At 71.6% G+C, this 17,428-nt stretch carries 11 protein-coding genes; 5 read left to right on the top strand and 6 right to left on the bottom strand.

Annotated features, from left to right (window positions below):
- Positions 1–36 precede the first annotated feature (36 nt).
- The gene (locus VT50_RS15960; protein ID WP_046090673.1) at positions 37–1,407 is read left to right on the top strand and encodes a hemolysin family protein; all 1,371 of its coding nucleotides are present in this window, start codon (positions 37–39) and stop codon (positions 1,405–1,407) included.
- Positions 1,404–2,516, top strand: coding sequence for a hemolysin family protein (locus tag VT50_RS15955; protein ID WP_046090665.1), 1,113 nt, complete (start codon positions 1,404–1,406; stop codon positions 2,514–2,516). Before VT50_RS15960 ends, VT50_RS15955 begins: the two co-directional genes overlap by 4 nt.
- Before the next feature lie 235 nt (positions 2,517–2,751).
- Here VT50_RS15955 and VT50_RS15950 read toward each other — a convergent pair whose 3' ends face one another.
- A complete protein-coding gene (locus tag VT50_RS15950) occupies positions 2,752–4,641 on the bottom strand; it encodes an AAA family ATPase (RefSeq protein WP_046090664.1) in 1,890 nt (629 codons plus the stop codon).
- A 399-nt stretch (positions 4,642–5,040) separates the two neighbouring features.
- On the bottom strand, positions 5,041–5,670 hold the full coding sequence (locus tag VT50_RS15945) for a uridine kinase family protein (RefSeq protein WP_046090663.1): 630 nt from the start codon (positions 5,668–5,670) through the stop codon (positions 5,041–5,043).
- Between the two features lie 172 nt (positions 5,671–5,842).
- On the opposite strand from VT50_RS15945, the gene VT50_RS15940 reads away from it, so the two are divergent.
- Positions 5,843–7,270: a peptidase C39 family protein gene (locus VT50_RS15940; protein WP_046090662.1), complete on the top strand. Its 1,428-nt coding sequence runs from the start codon at positions 5,843–5,845 to the stop codon at positions 7,268–7,270.
- 95 nt (positions 7,271–7,365) lie between these two features.
- Here VT50_RS15940 and VT50_RS15935 read toward each other — a convergent pair whose 3' ends face one another.
- Positions 7,366–7,998, bottom strand: coding sequence for an HhH-GDP family DNA glycosylase (locus tag VT50_RS15935; RefSeq protein ID WP_046090661.1), 633 nt, complete (start codon positions 7,996–7,998; stop codon positions 7,366–7,368).
- A 71-nt stretch (positions 7,999–8,069) separates the two neighbouring features.
- Positions 8,070–9,953, bottom strand: a complete 1,884-nt coding sequence (locus VT50_RS15930) for a PucR family transcriptional regulator (protein ID WP_053048855.1) — start codon at positions 9,951–9,953, stop codon at positions 8,070–8,072.
- Positions 9,954–10,634: 681 nt separating this feature from the next.
- On the opposite strand from VT50_RS15930, the gene VT50_RS15925 reads away from it, so the two are divergent.
- Positions 10,635–12,950 (top strand): putative bifunctional diguanylate cyclase/phosphodiesterase, encoded by a 2,316-nt coding sequence (locus VT50_RS15925; RefSeq protein WP_046090660.1) that lies wholly within the window; start codon positions 10,635–10,637, stop codon positions 12,948–12,950.
- A gap of 101 nt (positions 12,951–13,051) precedes the next feature.
- Here VT50_RS15925 and VT50_RS15920 read toward each other — a convergent pair whose 3' ends face one another.
- Both VT50_RS15920 and VT50_RS15915 read right to left on the bottom strand, forming a co-directional pair.
- Positions 13,052–13,408: a DUF779 domain-containing protein gene (locus VT50_RS15920; protein WP_046090659.1), complete on the bottom strand. Its 357-nt coding sequence runs from the start codon at positions 13,406–13,408 to the stop codon at positions 13,052–13,054.
- A 140-nt stretch (positions 13,409–13,548) separates the two neighbouring features.
- Entirely contained in the window at positions 13,549–14,751 is a 1,203-nt protein-coding gene (locus VT50_RS15915; protein WP_046090658.1) for a cytochrome P450, read from the bottom strand.
- 307 nt (positions 14,752–15,058) lie between these two features.
- Between VT50_RS15915 and VT50_RS15910 the strand changes: the two genes are divergently transcribed.
- Positions 15,059–17,428, top strand: a 2,370-nt coding sequence (locus VT50_RS15910) for an AMP-binding protein (RefSeq protein ID WP_158083207.1), incomplete at its 3' end; no start/stop codon positions are given.

The raw sequence follows: 17,428 nt of genomic DNA, 5'->3' as shown, positions 1-17,428 counted from the left end.
CTGCGCCGCCGCCGACCACGAGGCGGCGGCATGAGCATCACCCTGGCCCTCCTGTTGCTGTCCGCGGCACTCGTCCTGATCCTCGCCAACGGCTTCTTCGTGGCCGCCGAATTCGGCCTGGTCACCGTCGAGCGGCCGGACGCCGAGCGAGCCGCAGACGAGGGCGACAAGCGCGCCCGTACCGTCGTCGAGGCGCTGCGCGAGCTGTCCTTCCAGCTCTCCGGCACCCAGCTGGGCATCACCATCACCTCGCTGATCGTCGGCATGCTGGCCGAGCCCGCGCTCGGCCATCTGCTGACCGCGCCGCTGGAAGCGGTCGGACTGCCGCACGGCGCCGTCCCCGGCGTCGCCATCGTGCTCGGCATGCTGCTGGCGTCCGCCGTCCAGATGGTCATCGGCGAGCTGGTGCCCAAGAACTGGGCGGTCTCCCGGCCGCTGCAGGTCGCCCGCTTCGTCGCGGGCCCGCAGTACGCCTTCGCCCGCTTCTTCCGGCCCGTGATCGCCCTGCTCAACACCGTGGCCAACCGGCTGGTGCGGGCGCTGGGCGTGGAGCCCACCGAGGAGCTGGCCTCCGCCCGCACCCCCGGTGAGCTGGTCTCGCTCGCCCGTCACTCGGCGCGGGCCGGCGCGCTCGAGCAGGACACGGCCGACCTGTTCGTCCGCACCCTCTCGCTGGGCGAGCTGACCGCCCAGCATGTGATGACCCCGCGGGTGCGGGTCAGCGCGCTGCACTCCACGGCGACCGCCGTGGACGTGCTCAATCTCACCCGGGCCACCGGGCTGTCCCGCTTCCCCGTCTACCGCGACCGGCTTGACGAGGTCATCGGGATGGTGCACCTCAAGGACGCCCTCGCGGTGCCGTCGGACGACCGGCTGCGCACCCCCGTCAGCCGGATCGCCCAGCCCCCGGTGCTGGTCCCCGAGACGCTGCCGGTCCAGCCGCTGCTGGAGCAGCTGCGCAGCGAGCAGCCGATAGCCGTGGTCGTCGACGAGTACGGCGGCACGGCCGGTGTGGTCACCCTGGAGGACATCGTCGAGGAGCTGGTCGGCGAGGTGCGCGACGAGCACGACGACGAGACCGCGGAGACCCCCGACCTGGTGCAGGCCCTCACCGAGGACGGCCGCCCCGTATGGGACGCCGACGGCGGCTGCCGCGTCGACACCCTGCGCCGGATCGGCCTCGACGTGCCCGACGGGCCGTACGAGACCGTGGCCGGGCTGGTGGCCGATCTGCTGGCGCGGATCCCCGCCCCCGGCGATATCGCCGAGCTGCCCGGCTGGAAGCTGGCCGTCCGGCAGGTCGGCCACCACCGGGCGGAGCTGGTGCGCATCGTCCGTACGAAGCCGGGTACGCCGTCCGTCCAGATGACTGCCCACGCCGTGGCCGGGAAGGCGGACGGACGATGAGCCTGGTACAGCTTCTCTTCGCCGTGCTGCTGGTCCTGGCCAACGGCTTCTTCGTGGGCGCCGAGTTCGCCCTGGTCTCGGTGCGCCGCAGCCAGATCGAGCCGCGCGCGGCCGAGGGCTCCGCGCGCGCTCGTACGGTGCTCACGGGCCTGGAGAACCTGCCGCAGATGATGGCGGCCGCCCAGTTCGGCATCACCGTCTGCTCGCTGACCCTCGGCGCGGTCGCCGAGCCGACCGTCGCCGAGCTGCTTGAACCGGTCTTCCACGCCGTTCATCTGCCCGAGCAGCTGATCCATCCGCTCGGTTACGCCATCGCGCTCGCCCTGGTGGTCTTCCTCCACCTGGTCATCGGCGAGATGGTGCCGAAGAACCTGGCCATGGCGGCGCCGGACAAGACCGCGCTGTGGCTCGGCCCCGGGCTGGTCGCCTTCGCGCGGCTGTGCCGCCCGGTCACCGCGCTGCTGGGGGCGTGCGCCCGGGTGGTGCTGCGGCTGTTCCGGGTGGAGCCCAAGGACGAGATCGAGGCCGTCTTCACCAGCGAGCAGCTGACCCATCTGGTCGAGGACTCCCGGCAGGCCGGGCTGCTCGATCCCGGGGAGCAGGAACGGCTCGCGGACGCCCTGGAGCTGGGCAGCCGCCCGGTCACCGACGTCCTGCTGGACCCGGCGGGCCTGGTCACCGTGGACCCCTCGGTCACCCCCCGGCAGATCGAGGAGCTGACCGTGCGCACCGGCTACTCACGCTTCCCGGTGCGCGGCCCCGGCGGCGCCTTCATGGGCTATCTGCATGTGAAGGACGTCCTGGAGCTGGAGTTCCCGGAGCGGGCCGTGCCACAGCGGCTCTGGCATCCCATCGAGACGCTCCGGGCGGAGCTCCCGCTGGACGACGCCCTCACCGCGATGCGCCGGGCCGCCTCCCATCTGGCGGCCGTCGCCGACGCGTCGGGCACGGTGCTGGGACTTGTGGCCCTGGAGGACGTCCTGGAGAAGCTGGTCGGCGAGGTCCACGACCCCGCCCACCGGGGCGGGACCCGGGACCGGGTGGCCGAGCCCAGGGGCGAGGCCGCGCCCGCGGTGCCCTCCGGGGAGGAGCGGGCGATGGTGGGCTGACCCGCGGGTTCGCCTGCGGGGGGTTCGCCTGCGGCGGGCTGTTCCCCTACCCGCCCCTTCCCACAACCGGGGCTCCGCCCCGGACCCCGCTCCTCAAACGCCGGAGGGGCTGATTTCAGCCCGTCCGGCGCTTGAGGACACGCCCGAAGGGCGTCCGGGGTCCAGGGGGCGGAGCCCCATGGTTCGGGAAGGGGCGGGTCGGGGAAAGCCCGCCGCAGGCGACCCCGCAGGCGCGCTACGCCAGCGGCGGGTCCTGCGGGTCGCGGTACATCGGACCGCGACCCGACAGGACCTCCCCGTACGCCTGCATCAGATCCGGCAGCCGCAGCGTCGCGAGGTCATCCCGATTAGGCGTTCCGCTCCACCCGGACAGCCGCAAATCCCGGTACGCACAGCTCTTCTCGTACAGCGTGCGCAGGAACCGCCCGTTCCCCAGCTCGTCGATCCAGCCCTGGTCCACCACATGGCCGCTGATGCTCCGCAGCTCCTCCACGGCCTCCTCGTCCCACACGTCCCCGTTCTCCGCCGCCAGCACCTCACCGATCCGGGTGAGCTCCAGCGGGCGGTAGCTGGGGAAGTCGACGCGGGTGGTGAAGCGCGAGCCGAGGCCGGGGTTGGCGGCCAGCAGCCGGTCCATGCCCTCGGGGTACCCGGCGAGGATCACCACCAGCCGGTCGCGGTTGTCCTCGGCCCGCTTGAGCAGCACCTGAAGCGCCTCGTCGCCGTACGCGTCGCCCTTGCTGTAGCCCGAGTTGGACAGGCTGTACGCCTCGTCCACGAAGAGCACCCCGCCGAGCGCGGAGTCGATCAGCTCATTGGCCTTCACCGCCGTCTGGCCCAGATACTCGCCGACCAGATCGGCGCGCCCGGCCTCCACCAGGTGGTCGCCGCCGAGCAGCCCGAGGGCGTAGAAGACCCGGCCGAGGATGCGGGCCACGGTGGTCTTGCCGGTGCCGGAGGGCCCGGAGAAGACGAAGTGCCGCTTGGGCGGCTGGACCGGCAGCCCCTGCCCGGCGCGCAGCCGCGCCATGTGGAGCTGCGCCGACAGCGCCCGGACCTGCCGCTTGACCGGCTCCAGGCCGACCATGCGCTCCAGCTCCTGGAGCGCGCTCTCCAGCAGCACCGGATCGGAGGGGCCGGGCTGGGTGGGCAGTCCGGCCCGGTCACGGGTGCCGCCCGCGCCCATCACGGCGGGGCCCATCAGCGGCGGGCCCTCGGGGCCCTCCGGCGCGGCGCGCGGATCGCGGCCGTCGGACAGCGTGTCGGCGGGGTCGGCGGCGCTGGCGTCCCGGCCGTCCGAGGCGTCCTGGCCACCGGCCCCGGCCAGCGATACGGCGGCGAGGTCCGCGGGCTCGTCAAGACCGTCGGACTCGGCTATCGCCGCCAGCCGCGCCGAGGTGTCCATGAAGTGGGAGTCGATGCGGTGCACCGCGCGGTAGAGGGGGAGCGCGGCGGCGCTGCGCCCGGTGCCCTCATGGGCGCGGGCGAGCCAGTAGCGCAGCTCCTTGCGCTGGGGCTGTTCGCTGCGACAGCGCATTAAGGCGGCGGCGAGCAGCGGTTCGGCCTGGCTGTACATCTCCAGCCGGACCCGCGCCATCCCGGCGAACAGACCGGCCTCGATGCCCAGGAACGGATCGTCGAGCAGCGGCTCGGTGTGGCGTACCAGCTGCTCCCAGTCCTTGACCAGATAGGCGCGGCAGGCGTGCAGAAAGCGGGCCTGCGGATCGGCCTCGACCGGGGGGCAGCCGGCCAGCGCGCGGTCCAGCTCGGGCACATGGCGGCCGTCGAGCCAGTGGGAGGCGTGGGCGAGCAGCAGGTCCCGGCTGGTCTCCAGCACCGGCTGGACCCACCAGCCCAGCCAGTACCAGGAGTTGAGGGTGCGGCGGTGCCGGGTGCGCTGCTCGCCGAAGCGGTCGCGGTGCCGGTACATCCGCAGCAGCGCCGCGGCCGTATCGGCCCGCAGCGCGTGCAGCCCGAGCCAGGCGTCGGCCATTCCCGGATCGAGCCGGGTGGCGGCCCGGAACTCCTCCTCGGCCTGTGCGTACGCGCCCATCGTGTAGGCATCGACGGCTCGCAGCCAGGCGAGGTCGGCCGGGGCGTGCGAACCCTGCGTGCCGAAATCCATCACGTCCCCCACAACCCCTGCCCCCGTGGATGCCGCAGGGGCGACTGCCCCTTTCGCATCGTACCTGCGCAACTCGCATGGGCCGAGGGTGCCGCACTGTTGTTCGTTGCAATCACACAAGGTCGGGCGGGTGTGCGCGGGGGCGTGTAGGGGGCGCATGAGGCCTCGGGCGGGCCGTTACCCAGGGTGAGGGAATGGCCGCGCAAAGCAGCGGAAAACCGGCGCCAGACAGGACGAAGCCCCCGATCACGGGGGAACAACCGGGGGCTTCGCGTTGTGGGACGACTCGTACGAGTCGCACATTGAGAACGTAAGACCTGTATGGGCCCCAGGTCAAGCCGAGTTGGAGTACACGTCATGCCCCGGGCGGCGGCGTCCGGTCCGGTCACGGGCATCGGTTCACGCTGTGTGAGGCCAGGGGGTGTTTCCATCGGTCGCCGCGGGTCCCGGTAGCACCTCGTACCCCTCCTTCCGCTGCCGCACCAGCGCTCCCGCATACGGACGGGACGGGTCGGCGGTGAAATGCGCACGCTCGGCGGGCAGCCACCCGTCCCAGAATGCGGACAGCTCGGGACCGTCCCGCAGCTGACCGCGGTGCCAGGAGTCCCGCTCCGGCAGATCCATCCACAACAGCTGTGCCAGCCGCGGGCGCATCGTACGGCCGCCGCTGCCCACGCCCTCCAGCAGCACGACCGGCGCGGGGTCCAGCCGTCGCCGCTCGCTGGCGAAGCGGCGCTCCACCCAGTCGTACGGGGCGTACCGCGCGGCCGTGCCCAGGGCCAGCGGGGCGAGGACATGGGCCCGCAGCCGCTCCGGCCAGCCGAAAAGCTCCTCATGGGTGGCGAAGTCGTCGGTGTGCAGCACGGGTGCGCCGCCGAGCGCCCCGGCCAGCCGCCCGGCGAAGGTGGTCTTTCCGGAACCCGCGTGGCCGTCCACCGCGACCAGCCGGACCGGCCCGCAGGACGGCGGCAGTGCCCGCAGGTGCCGCGCCAGCGTCTCCAGGCTGCCGACCGGTCGGTGAGTTCGCATCGGGGACCACCATACGGCCCTTCGGGCTCGTTCACTCCATTGGTCCACACCAATATTGATGAAGCGGGCGCCGGGGGAATCACTGGCCTGAGACCACATGCAGCGGCCATAGTTGTGCGACTGTCGCGCACCCGCCGCCCACTGCATCGGACGACGACTGGGGGAACCCCGCATGACCAGATCTGGACCCACGCCCCGCCGCTCCGTGCTCGCCGCCGCCCTCGGCGTCGCGGGCGCCGCCGCCGTCGCCACGACAGCCGCCGCGGCCTCCGGAACGGCGCGCCCGGCCGCCGCCGCGGAACGAGCCTCCGGGGACGCCGTGACCCCGGCGGGCCCGGCGGCCCGACGGAAGGCCAAGCGGATCGCGGAGTACCACGGCTGGACCAGCCACGCCGACTGGCTGGCCGGTGCCGCCAAGGGCGTCCGCGCCGAGCCCGGCGCCCGCCCGGGCATCGTCATCTCCCGCCCGCTGGGCAGCGTGGACTACCCCGATCCGCACACCGGCACCAAGGCCGCCTGGGAGTACGCCACCTGGACCTCCCCGGTGCGCACCCTCTCCGTGCCCGCGGCCGAGGCCATCGTCTCCTGGAACGCCCGCACCCCGGCCGGTACCTGGGTCCAGATCGAGCTCAAGGGCACCTACACCGACGGCTCCGCCACCCCCTGGTACGTGATGGGCCGCTGGGCCTCCGACGACGGCGCCTCCTCCATCCGGCGCACCTCGGTGGACGACCAGAGCGACGACAAGAGCTCGGTGTGGACCGACACCTTCTCCATCGACGACCCGGCGAGCGGGCTGCGGCTCGCGAAGTACCAGGTGCGGCTCACCCTCCACCGCAAGCCCGGCACCACCCTCACCCCCACGGTGTGGCGGGTCGGCGCGATGGGCTCGGACGTGCCCGACCGGTTCGAGGTGCCCGCCTCCGCGCCGGGCCTGGCCAAGGGGCGTGAACTCGCCGTACCGCGCTACTCGCAGGAGATCCACAAGGGCCAGTACCCGGAGTACGACAACGGTGGCGAGGCGTGGTGCAGCCCCACCTCCTCCCAGATGATCATCGAGTACTGGGGCCGCAAGCCCTCCGCGAAGGACCTGGCCTGGGTCAACCCGGACTACGCCGATCCGCAGGTCTGCCACGCCGCCCGGTCCACCTTCGACTACCAGTACGAGGGCTGCGGCAACTGGCCGTTCAACGCCGCCTACGCCGCCACCTACCGCGATCTCCAGGGCGTGGTCACCCGGCTCGGCTCGCTCACCGACGCCGAGAAGCTGATCGAGGTCGGCATTCCGTTGATCACCTCGCAGTCCTTCCTCAAGACGGAGCTGGACGGCGCGGGATACGGCACCTCGGGCCATCTGATGACCGTCATCGGCTTCACGGCGGACGGCGACGTCATCGCCAACGACCCGGCCTCGGCCGACAACGCGGCGGTCCGCCACGTCTACAAGCGGCGGCAGTGGGAGAACATCTGGCTGCGGACGAAGCGGTACGACGCCAACGGCAAGGTGGTCTCGGGCACCGGCGGCGTCTGCTACCTCTACTTCCCGGCCAAGCCCAGCGCCGCCCAGCGGCGGGTGCTGAAGGAACTCGGCATCCGCTGAGCGGGTTTGGTCTGCTGAGCGGGCTCGGCCCGCTGAAAGGGCTCGGTCGGCTGACAGGCTCGGTCGGCCGAGAAGGGCCCGGGAACCTGATCGCGTCAGGCCGCCGCGCGCACCTCCCGCGCGGCGTCCGCGCGGAGCGCGACCCGGACCAGGGCGGCGGCCAGCCGGGGAAGGTCCTTCCCGGCCACCAGCCCCGCCAGCGACCGCGCGCTCTTCGGCAGCCCGACCCGTTCGGCGCCGTCCAGCGCCTTGCTGTCGAAGTACGGGGCGAACTCGGGCCAGGCCCCCTGCACTTCGCGCAGGAAGATGTTCACCCCGGTCGGACCGATGCCCTTGACCTCCTGGAGCAGCTTCTTCACGTCCCCGGCCTCGCGCAGCCGCCGCAGATCGCCCCCGTACTCCCGGTTCACCAGCTCGGCCGCCTCGCCCAGCTGGCTGGAGGTCCGCTCGTCGTACCGCCGGTAGCCGCCCTCGCCCAGCGCGTCGACCCGCTGCTGCCAGGTGGCCTCCGCCATCCGCCGCGGGTCGCGCATCCCGGCCTCGAAGAGGGCGCGCGCGGCGGCGACGGCGATGTTGGAACTGACCCGCGCGGACAGCAGCTGCGCGAGCACCAGCAGCTGGTAGAGCGGGCCGGGGGTGTCGCGGAGCTTGATCCCGGCCTCGGCGGCGAAGGTCGTGCCCTGCTGGTCGAGGAGAGCGCGCGCCACGCTCTTGTTCTTGTCGCTCATCGCCCATCCCGCCTCGTGGTGTGGTGCCGCTGTGCCGTTGCGTCGGTCACGGGTGCCCGGCGGTGCCCCGCTCACTCGGGGCCGCCCCGCATGATCTTCCAAATACGGGTGGCGACCTGGAGGTTGAGCCTGCTGTCCACGTCCGTCAGATCGTTTCCGCCGATCTCGCGGATGCGCTGGAGCCGGTAGCGCAGCGTCGAGCGGTGGATCACCAGCGCCGCGGCCGTCGCGCTGTAGTTGCCGCCGTGGTCGAAGTACTCGCTGAGGGTCGCCACCAGGTCCGTGTGGTGCCGGGTGTCGTAGTCCAGCAGCGGGCCCAGCCACTCCCGTACGAACCGCTCGACCTCCCGGTGGCCGCTCCCGGTGGGCAGGATCCGGTAGAGCCCCAGATCGTCGTAGCACGTCATGCCGTACGGGCTGGGTGAAAGGCGGCGGACCTCCAGCGCCCGCAGCGCCTCCTGGTACGAGCGGGGCACCTCGTGCGGGGTGTCGCAGGACGCGCCCACCCCGATCGCCCCGCTGCCGGTGCCGAGCTCACGGCTCAGCGCCGAATGCAGCGACCGTTCGCCGGGTGCGCCCTGGGTCACCAGGACCGCCGTGTCCGTGCGCAGGGCGGGCAGGATCCGCAGGCCGAGACCGGTGGCCGCCCGGCTCACGGCCTTGAGGAAGACCTCGTCGGCCGGGCGGTCCGTCCAGCGCACCACGATCACATGGTGCGGACCGTGCAGATCGTGGCCGACCGCCTCCGCACGGGCGTACGCGCTGGCGTCATCGGCCGTACGGCCGTCTTCCGCCGTACGGCCGTCTCCCGCCGTACGGGCCTCGTCCGCCGTACGGGCCTCGTCCGCGCCCGAGAGCAGATCGTCCACCAGCTCCCGCCGCAGCCGCAGCTCCACCTGGGCCAGCTCGCGCGAGTGGGCGAGCTCCAGGCCCAGCGAGGTCGCGGCGTGGTCCAGCGCGCGAACGGCCCGCTCATCGGCCCTGCCCTCCGGGTCCACCAGGGACAGCGCGCCCAGCACCTCACCGCGCGGATCGGCCACCGCGACCAGCCGGTCCCGCATCCGTACCGGACGCGGCCTGCGGGCGGCCTCCCGCAGCAGCTCCCCGCGCCGTTCCGGATCGGGCTTGGGGCAGGAGGCCGGGCGGCCCGGCCCCGCCCAGGCCCTGAGGTTGCCGAACCGGTCCTCGGCGGCAGCCGCGAACCCGGTGATCCGGTACAGCGTCCGGACGATCCCGTCCTCGCCGTCGCCCCGGGCGACCGAGCGGGCGAGCGCGTCATGCACCTCCCGCAGATGGTGGAAATCGGCCAGCGAGGAGTCCAGCCGCCGCCGTATCGCCTCCTGCTCCTGCCACGCCCGACGCAGCTCCAGGGCCTGGTCGTGGGCGAGGCGGTGCGCGGCGGCGGTGGCCAGCGCCGCCGCCGTCTGCCGTACGAGCAGGGCGAGCAGCAGCCGTTCGTCCTCGCCGGGCCGGTCGCGGTAGCTCACCACGAGGGCGCCGTACAGCCCGTCCGGCGCATGAGGCGCATGAGGCGCATGAGGCGCATGCGGTTTATGGGGTCCGACTGGCTCGTGCGGCTCATGCGGCCCGCGCAGGCCGTCCCGCTCGCGCAGTCCGAAGGCCCAGCCCCAGGCCCGCCGGGGGAACCGGACCGGCCCGTCCCGTCCGGCCAGCTCCCTCACCTGCGTGTCCAGGGCCTCGGTGGCGCGCTGGCCGTCGTCAGGGCAGCGGACCAGACCCTCGCCGAGCCGTAGGTAGCCCGCCTCGGCGCGGCCGGTGCCGAGCGCGCTGACCTGGGCCATCGCCCGGCGCAGTATCCCCGCCTCGTCCTCGCCGCCGATCCCGTCGAAGCCGGTGAACAGGGTCAGACAGCGGCGCAGCAGCAGGTCCTGGGCGACACCTGGTGGGGCCGTGGGGTCACTCCGTGCGTCCTTCTGTGTCCCGTACGTCGTCATGCCTCCGTCCTCATGCCTCCGTCCTCATGCCTCCTTGTGGAGATCCGGCGGCCGAGTACCCCATTCTTGGCAATTCACCGCATGAGGGCGAAAAGCCCGCACGGATTTCGATCCGCGAGGTGCAGGGGCGGACGTACGGGCGAGGGGCGCCGCTGCCTCGGCCGAGGAGACTCCGGGGTTCGGCCGTGCGGACTCCGGTGTGACGTCAACCGCGACGGGCGTGATGGATTTCCCAATTCGACTGCCCACGCCCGTGGTTGGCGCACCGCCAGAACGGGTTTTCTGAAGGGGTTTCGCCGAGGGCCCTTTCAGCGGCCTGCCCACTGGAGGGCCGAGGTCAGCGCGGGGTTCGGGCCGCTGGCAGATGCCTGTGACAGATGCTTGTCAGCCCCTGGCGGCGCCCGTCTCCATGATCAGATCCGGATTGGAGTTTTCCGTTTTTCCTTTCCTCATCGAACGGTTGATCAGTAATCTCGCCTCAGCAGCGGGTTGCCGTGCCGCTCTTCGTCGTGCTCCACTTCCCCGAGGACGCTGACGACCCGAGGGCGGCCCCGGAAGCCGGAAGAGGGCGAAGGAAGTGCAGGACGTGGACTGGCGGCCGGAGGGCATCGACGCCACAGGCGAGGACGCGGCAGGCTACAGGGACGCAGCCCATGGCGGCTGCCCCGGGGAGCGCACGATATGACCTCCGAATCGGGCGGGCCGAGATGTGACCGCGGCGCCGGGGACGCCGCCGGACACCCCGCCCCCAGGGAGCACGATTCGCTGAGGCGATTCGCGGGCATCTGGTGCCGGGCCATCCACCCGCTGGCCGCCACCACGATGTCCCCCGACGAGTTCGAGGGCTATCTGCTGCCGCTGGCCCAGCGGTTGAGCGCCGCCCTGCGCTCCTCCCCGTTCGACACCGAGACCGCGTACGAGGTCGGGGCCGCGCTGGTGGACGCCCAGTGCACCGAGCCCGACGCGCTGCCCGCCATCCTGGGCATCATCGACGAGCATCTGGTGTCCTGCTCGTCGCCCGCGGTGCCCGACGCCGAGCCGTCCACCCAGTCGTCCTCCCAGTCGTCCTCTCAACCGTCCTCTCGGCCGTCCGGTGAATCGTTCGCAGGCGCGCCCGACGAGCCCTTGACCGACGGGCCCGCCCGCGAGCCCCTGGTCGGCGAGGAGGCGCGTGCCCGCTGTGTGCGGCTGCAGCACGCCCTGGCCGCCGGATTCGTCCGCGAGCTGCGTGAGCGCGAGCGCGGTGAGCAGGAGGCCATCTCGCGGGCCGCGCTGGCCGCCCGGAACGAGGCCGAGAAGGCGCTGCACGCGAGCGAGGCCAAGTTCCAGGCCGTCTTCGAGGGCGCGATCATCGGCGTGGGCATCGCCGGGCTCGACGGCGAGGTGCTTGTGGTCAATGACGCCCTGGCCCGGATGTTCGGCGGGATGGAGTTCTTCCGCCCCGGCCGCAACGTCACCGAGTTCGTTCACCCCGACGACGTGCCGGGCGCCCATGAGCTCTACCGCGAACTGGTCAACGGGGAGCGCGACCACTTCCGCATCGAGAAGCCGCACTACCGGGATGACGGCAGCGAGCTGTGGACCAATCTGACGGTCACCCTGCTGCGCGACTCCAGCGGCGCCCCGCAATACCAGCTCGCCCTCGCGGAGGACATCACCGAGCACCGCCAGCTGCGGGAGCGGCTGCGCTACGAGGCCACCCATGACGAGCTGACCGGACTGCCCAACCGGACCCTGTTCCTCGAGCGGCTGGACCAGGTGCTGGCCGCCGACGCCGACGCCGAGCGGTTCGGGGTGTGCTATCTGGACCTGGACGGCTTCAAGGCCGTGAACGACAGCCTCGGTCACGTCGTCGGCGACCGGATGCTCAAGACCGTGGCCGAACGCCTCCAGCGCTGTGTGAAGGCCCCCGCCGAGCTGCTCGCCCGGGTCGGCGGCGATGAGTTCCTCGCCCTGGTCACCGGCCCCTCGGCGCAGGCCGACGGTGCCGGGCTGGCCCGCCGGATGCTCGCCGCGCTCGCAGAACCCGTCCGCATCGAGGGCCGTGAGCTGCGGGTACGGGCCAGCATCGGCGTGGTCGACGGCCGGGCCGGGGAGATCGGCCGGGCCGAGGTGCTGCGCAGCGCCGACATCACCATGTACCGGGCCAAGGCCGCGGGCGGCAATCGCTTCGAGATCGCCGACGCCGACTCCAACGCCCGGGTGATCGCCCGCCACAGCCTCACCAACGGGCTGCCGTCCGCCCTGGAGAAGGGCGAGTTCTTCATCGAGTACCAGCCGCTGGTACGGCTCACCGACGGCACCGTGCGCGGCGCCGAAGCGCTCGTACGCTGGCTGCACCCGCTGCACGGAGTGCTCGGCCCCGACCAGTTCATCCCGCTCGCCGAGGACACCGGGCTGATCGTCCCGCTCGGCCGCTGGGTGCTGGAGCAGGCCGCACGGCAGGCGCGCGAGTGGCGCGACGCCGCCGAGGACGACGCGTCGCTGCGCGTCAACGTCAACCTCTCGCCGTGCCAGCTGAGCCATCCCAAGCTGGTCGCGGACACGGTGGCGGTCCTGGAGGACGCCGGGCTGTGCCCCAGCGCGCTGTGCCTGGAGGTCACCGAGAACGACCTCATCGGCGCCGACGAGACCGCCCTGCGACCGCTGCGGCAACTCGCCGACCTCGGCGTGGACATCGCCCTGGACGACTTCGGCACCGGGTACTCCAACCTGTCGTACCTGCGCCGGCTCCCGGTCTCCACGCTCAAGCTGGACCGCTCCTTCACCCGGGGCATGCAGCGGGCCCCGGCCGATCCGGTCGACGTCAAGATCGTCGAGGGGATCGTCTCGCTCGCGCACACGCTGGACCTCGCGGTGACGGTCGAGGGCGTGGAGACGGCCGTACAGGCCGAGCATCTGCGGGGGCTGGGCTGTGACACCGCCCAGGGCTGGTACTACGCACGGCCGGGCCCGCCGGAGCGGCTGCACACGCTGGCGCTGGCCGACGCGAACTGAGGGCGGCGAGGCCGCGGTACTCCCGCTGAGGGTGCGAGAAGGCGGTGTCCTCCTCGCGCCCGTCCGGCAGCGGGCAGCGCGGCGCGCTCGGTTCGCCGCGCTCAGTTCGCCGTGTCGTCCAGCAGCCGCGAGCGGATCAGGAAGCGCACACCCTCCGGTGCCTCCAGGGAGAAGCCGCTGCCACGGCCCGGCACCACATCCACCGTGAGATGCGTATGGGCCCACAGCTCGAACTGCGAGGCCGACATCCAGAAGCCCACCGGCTCCTCGACCCCGTCCACCTCCAGCTCCCCGAGCAGCACATCCGAACCACCCGTACGGAACTCGCCGAGCGGATAGCACATCGGTGCGCTGCCGTCACAGCAGCCGCCCGACTGGTGGAACATCAGCGGCCCGTGATCCGCCCGCAGCTTGCGGATCAGCTCGCCCGCGGCCGGTGTCAGCGCGATACGGTCCATGGCGCTTCCTCTCCGTCATGCTGGCCATGCGGTCATGCTCACCGAGCGGTCAGAGGTACCGCCCAGCGAACCCCTGGCCACGTTGCGAGAACGTTGCCCCCGCCACCTTGCCCTCACCGCCTTGCCCCCACCACCTGCCCTCACCATGTCACCGGCAGCTCGCGCAGCCCATAGGTGTTCTTGTCCGTACGGACGTGGATTTCGTCGTACGGAACGGCCGGGCGCAGGTCGGGGAACCGGCCGAAGAGCCTGGCGTACGAGCAGCGCATCAGCGAGCGGGCGAGCTGCTGTCCGAGGCACTGGTGGATGCCGTAGCCGAACGCGGCGTGGTGGGCCGCCGGGCGGGTGACGTCCAGGGTGTCGGGCGCCGCGAAGTGCTCCGGGTCGCGGTTGACCGCGGGCAGCGCGAGGGTGACCGAGTCCCCGGCCTTGATCAGGTCGTCTCCGACCTGGACATCCTCCAGGGCGGTGCGGATCGGCCCGAAGTGGGTGACGGTGACGTATCGCAGCAGCTCCTCCACGGCCGAGTCCAGCACGGCCGGGTCGGCCCGCACCGCCTCCAGCTGCCCCGGGTTCTGCATCAGCGCGAGAGCGCCGAGGGCCAGGGTGTTGCCGGTCGACTCGAAACCGGCGGTGAGGATGACCATGCCGATCGTCGCGGCCTCGTCCTCCGGCAGATCGGGCTCGGCGGCCAGATGTCCCAGGAGATCCTCCGCCGTCCCGGTCTTCTTCTGCCTGATCAGCTCACGGAACCGCTCGTGGATGGCCTGGGTGGCGCGGGTGATCTCCCCGGCGCCGGAGTCGAGTTCGAACAGCGCCGCCGACTCCTTCCGGAACCGTTCACGGGCGTCGTCCGGCACGCCCAGCAACTCCGTGAGGAGGTCCAGAGACATCGGCATGGCGAAGTCGGCCATGAGGTCGGCCGGTGGCCCCTGCAGCTCCATCGCCGTCAGCCGCCCGTCCGCCAGTTGCTCGATCCTCGGGACAAGCCGGTCCATGCGGCGCACGGTGAAGTGGCGGGTGAGCAGCCGCCGGTAGCGCGTGTGCTCGGGCGGGTCCATACGGTGGAAGACACCGGGCGGCACCGCACGCCGCGACTGCTCGGCCTCGGCGGAAATCGCCACCGGCATACGGGCCAGGTCGGCCCGGTTGCTGAATCGGCTGTCGCCGAGCACCAGCCGAGCGGCCGAATATCCGGTGACCAGCCATCCCAGATGGCCGTCGGAATAGTGCATACGGCTCAACGGGCCACGTTCGCCGAGCCGCAGGAGTTCGGTGGGCAGTTCGAACGGACACCGACGCGTGGTGGGCACACCGGTGGGAATCGGAAGAGCGTCCGTCATCGTATCTTCCTCTATGTCCGGATCACGAGTCTTCGTGACCTTGCTCGCGGGAAGGGAATTTTATGAGCGGCAGGATGGTGCCATACGACCCCCAAGCCCGTCCATGACACTTGTCGCGATATAGCGGCGGGGTTAGACTCCCGGTGCAAAATGACCGGAGTATTACAGAAGTAATTCGGCGCTGCTGCCCGGGAAGTGACCCGATATTAGGCAATGGGTGGTGCAGGTGCAAGACGGGGGAATGAATGGGTCTCGCAATCCTCAGGGGTTTCGCTACCCGCTATCCGCTGCCCAGCAGGAGATATGGGTGGCGCAGCGCATCAATCCGGATGGCCTGCAATTCCAAGTAGGCCAGTACGTCGAGATCCATGGGCCCCTCAACCCCACCCTTTTTGAATCGGCGCTGCGCCGGGCCGTCACCGAGGCCGATACGCTGCACGCGCGCTTCCCGGACATCGATGGCGGCATCGATGGTGTCCGCGACGGCGGCATCGACGGCGGTATCGATGGCGCGATCGACGGCGTGCCCCACCAGGTGCTCGGCCCGTCCGGCGACTGGTCACTGCGGACCCTCGACCTGAGCCGCGACCCCGAACCCCGGGCCGCCGCCGAACGGTGGATGCGCGAGGAACTCAGGACGCCGATGGACCTGGCGCACGGACCGCTGTTCTCCTTCGCCCTGATCAAGACGGCGACGGATCGGTTCGTCTGGTACCAGGGATATCACCACATCGTGACCGACGGGGCGGGCAGCACACTCTTCGCCCGCCGGGTCGCCGACCTCTACACGGCATTCCACAAAGGCGAACCCGCCGGCGAGTCCCCCTTCTCTTCACTGGCCGCCCTGCTCGACCAGGAAGCCCAGTACCGGAAATCCGAGGAATTCGAGCGAGACCGCCGATACTGGCTGGAGCGTTTTGCCTCCCCGCCGCAGGCCGCACGTCTCACCACCGAGCCCGCCACCGAACCCAGCGATTTCCTGCGCCATACCACCCTGATCGCAGCCGCTGACGCCAACCGCCTCAAGGGAGCCGCGCGCGCCGTCCGGACTCACTGGTCGGTGGTGCTGACCGCGGTTGTCGCGGTTTACCTGCACCGCTTGACTGGAACCCAGGACGTCACGCTCGGCTTCGCTGTTTCGGCGCGAAAGGACCCGATTTCCCGCCGTACTCCCGGAACTCTGGCCAACATAGTTCCGCTCCGTGTGGAATTGGGCGCCGCGACAAGCTGGACCGATGTCCTGCGACGCCTTTCTGGAGAAGTCCGCAAGGCCTTGTCGCATCAGCGCTACCGGGGTGAGGACCTGGCCCGCGACCTCCATCTCACCGGGGGCGTTCCGGCCCTCGTGGGGCCCGAGGTCAACGTCATGTCGTTCGACTGGGACCTTGAGTTCGGCGAGTGCCGGGCCACCCACCACAACCTGGCCAACGGCCCGATCCCCGATGTGTCGGTCATGGCCTACGAACAGCCCGACGGCGGTATCCGCGTCGACCTGAACGGTAACGCCGACCTCTACGGCCCCCAGGACCTGGCCGACCACCAGCGGCGCCTCTCCGCGTTGTTGGCGGCGGTGGTGGCGGACGCGGGACGGTGTGTGGGCGGCGCGGAGTTGGTGTCGGCGGCCGAGCGCGGGGCGTTGTTGGGCTGGGGGAGCGGTGGCGCGGGGACGGCACCGGGGGTGCTGACCGAGCGGATGGCGGCGTCCGGTGCTGGCGCGGTCGCGGTGAGGTGCGGCGAAGCCGCCCTGTCCTACGGGGAGTTGGGGGCGCGGTCGGATCGGTTGGCGCGGTTCTTGGTGGGGTGTGGGGTGGGGCCGGAGCGGCTGGTGGCGGTGGCCATGTCGCGTTCGGTGGATGTGGTGGTGGTGTTGCTGGCGGTGTTGAAGGCCGGTGGCGCGTACGTACCGGTGGACCCCGGGTATCCGGCGGGGCGGATGCGGTTCATGGTGGAGGACGCCGGGCCGGTGCTGGTGGTGGCGTCGGGTGATGTGGTGGGCCGGTTGCCGTCGTTGGGTGTTCCGGTGGTGGTGCTGGATGATCCGGAGACGGTGCGCGAGGTGGATGAGCGGCCGGACGCGGCGTTGACGGATGCGGATCGTCTGGCGCCGCTGCGTCCCTCACATCCGGCGTATGTGATGTACACCTCCGGCTCGACCGGCACCCCCAAGGGTGTGGTGGTGACCCACCAGAGCCTGGTCAACACCATCGGGTGGGCCGTCGAAACCCTCGGGGCGCGGGCCCTCTCCCACGTGATGATGTCCACCTCGGCGAGTTTCGATGTGTCCGCCTTCGAGCTGTTCGCACCGCTCGCGTTCGGTGGCCTCGTGGAGATCGTGGACGACGCTGTGGCCCTGGTGGGGCGGCTGCCCCACCGGCCGGAAGCCAGCCTGGTGAGCGGCGTCCCCTCGGCCCTGGTCCAGGTCGCGAAGGCCATCGGGCCACGGGACTTCCCGGGCGTCGTGGTCTGCGCCGGGGAGGCCCTGTCGGGCCCGGCGGCCCGCGCGATCGGCGACGCCCTGCCCGGCTGCCGGGTGCTCAACGCCTACGGCCCGACAGAGGCCACGGTCTATGCGACGGCCGGGTGGTACGACGGCGAGGCAGAGGGCGCCGCACCGATCGGTGGGCCGATCGCCGGTATGCGGGTGTATGTGGTGGATGGTGGGTTGGGTTTGGTGCCG

Origin of the sequence: Streptomyces antioxidans (assembly GCF_000968685.2) — a bacterium.
Classification (GTDB): domain Bacteria; phylum Actinomycetota; class Actinomycetes; order Streptomycetales; family Streptomycetaceae; genus Streptomyces; species Streptomyces antioxidans.
Note: the sequence above shows the minus strand (reverse complement) of the source record. Positions and strands in the feature narration are given on the sequence as shown.

Excerpts from the sequence above, each read along its gene's own strand:
- VT50_RS15955 (WP_046090665.1), top strand. The coding sequence starts at position 1,404 with ATGAGCCTGGTACAGCTTCTCTTCGCCGTGCTGCTGGTCCTGGCCAAC.
- VT50_RS15950 (WP_046090664.1), bottom strand. The coding sequence starts at position 4,641 with ATGGATTTCGGCACGCAGGGTTCGCACGCCCCGGCCGACCTCGCCTGG.
- VT50_RS15945 (WP_046090663.1), bottom strand. The coding sequence starts at position 5,670 with ATGCGAACTCACCGACCGGTCGGCAGCCTGGAGACGCTGGCGCGGCAC.
- VT50_RS15940 (WP_046090662.1), top strand. The coding sequence starts at position 5,843 with ATGACCAGATCTGGACCCACGCCCCGCCGCTCCGTGCTCGCCGCCGCC.
- VT50_RS15935 (WP_046090661.1), bottom strand. The coding sequence starts at position 7,998 with ATGAGCGACAAGAACAAGAGCGTGGCGCGCGCTCTCCTCGACCAGCAG.
- VT50_RS15930 (WP_053048855.1), bottom strand. The coding sequence starts at position 9,953 with ATGACGACGTACGGGACACAGAAGGACGCACGGAGTGACCCCACGGCC.
- VT50_RS15925 (WP_046090660.1), top strand. The coding sequence starts at position 10,635 with ATGACCTCCGAATCGGGCGGGCCGAGATGTGACCGCGGCGCCGGGGAC.
- VT50_RS15920 (WP_046090659.1), bottom strand. The coding sequence starts at position 13,408 with ATGGACCGTATCGCGCTGACACCGGCCGCGGGCGAGCTGATCCGCAAG.
- VT50_RS15915 (WP_046090658.1), bottom strand. The coding sequence starts at position 14,751 with ATGACGGACGCTCTTCCGATTCCCACCGGTGTGCCCACCACGCGTCGG.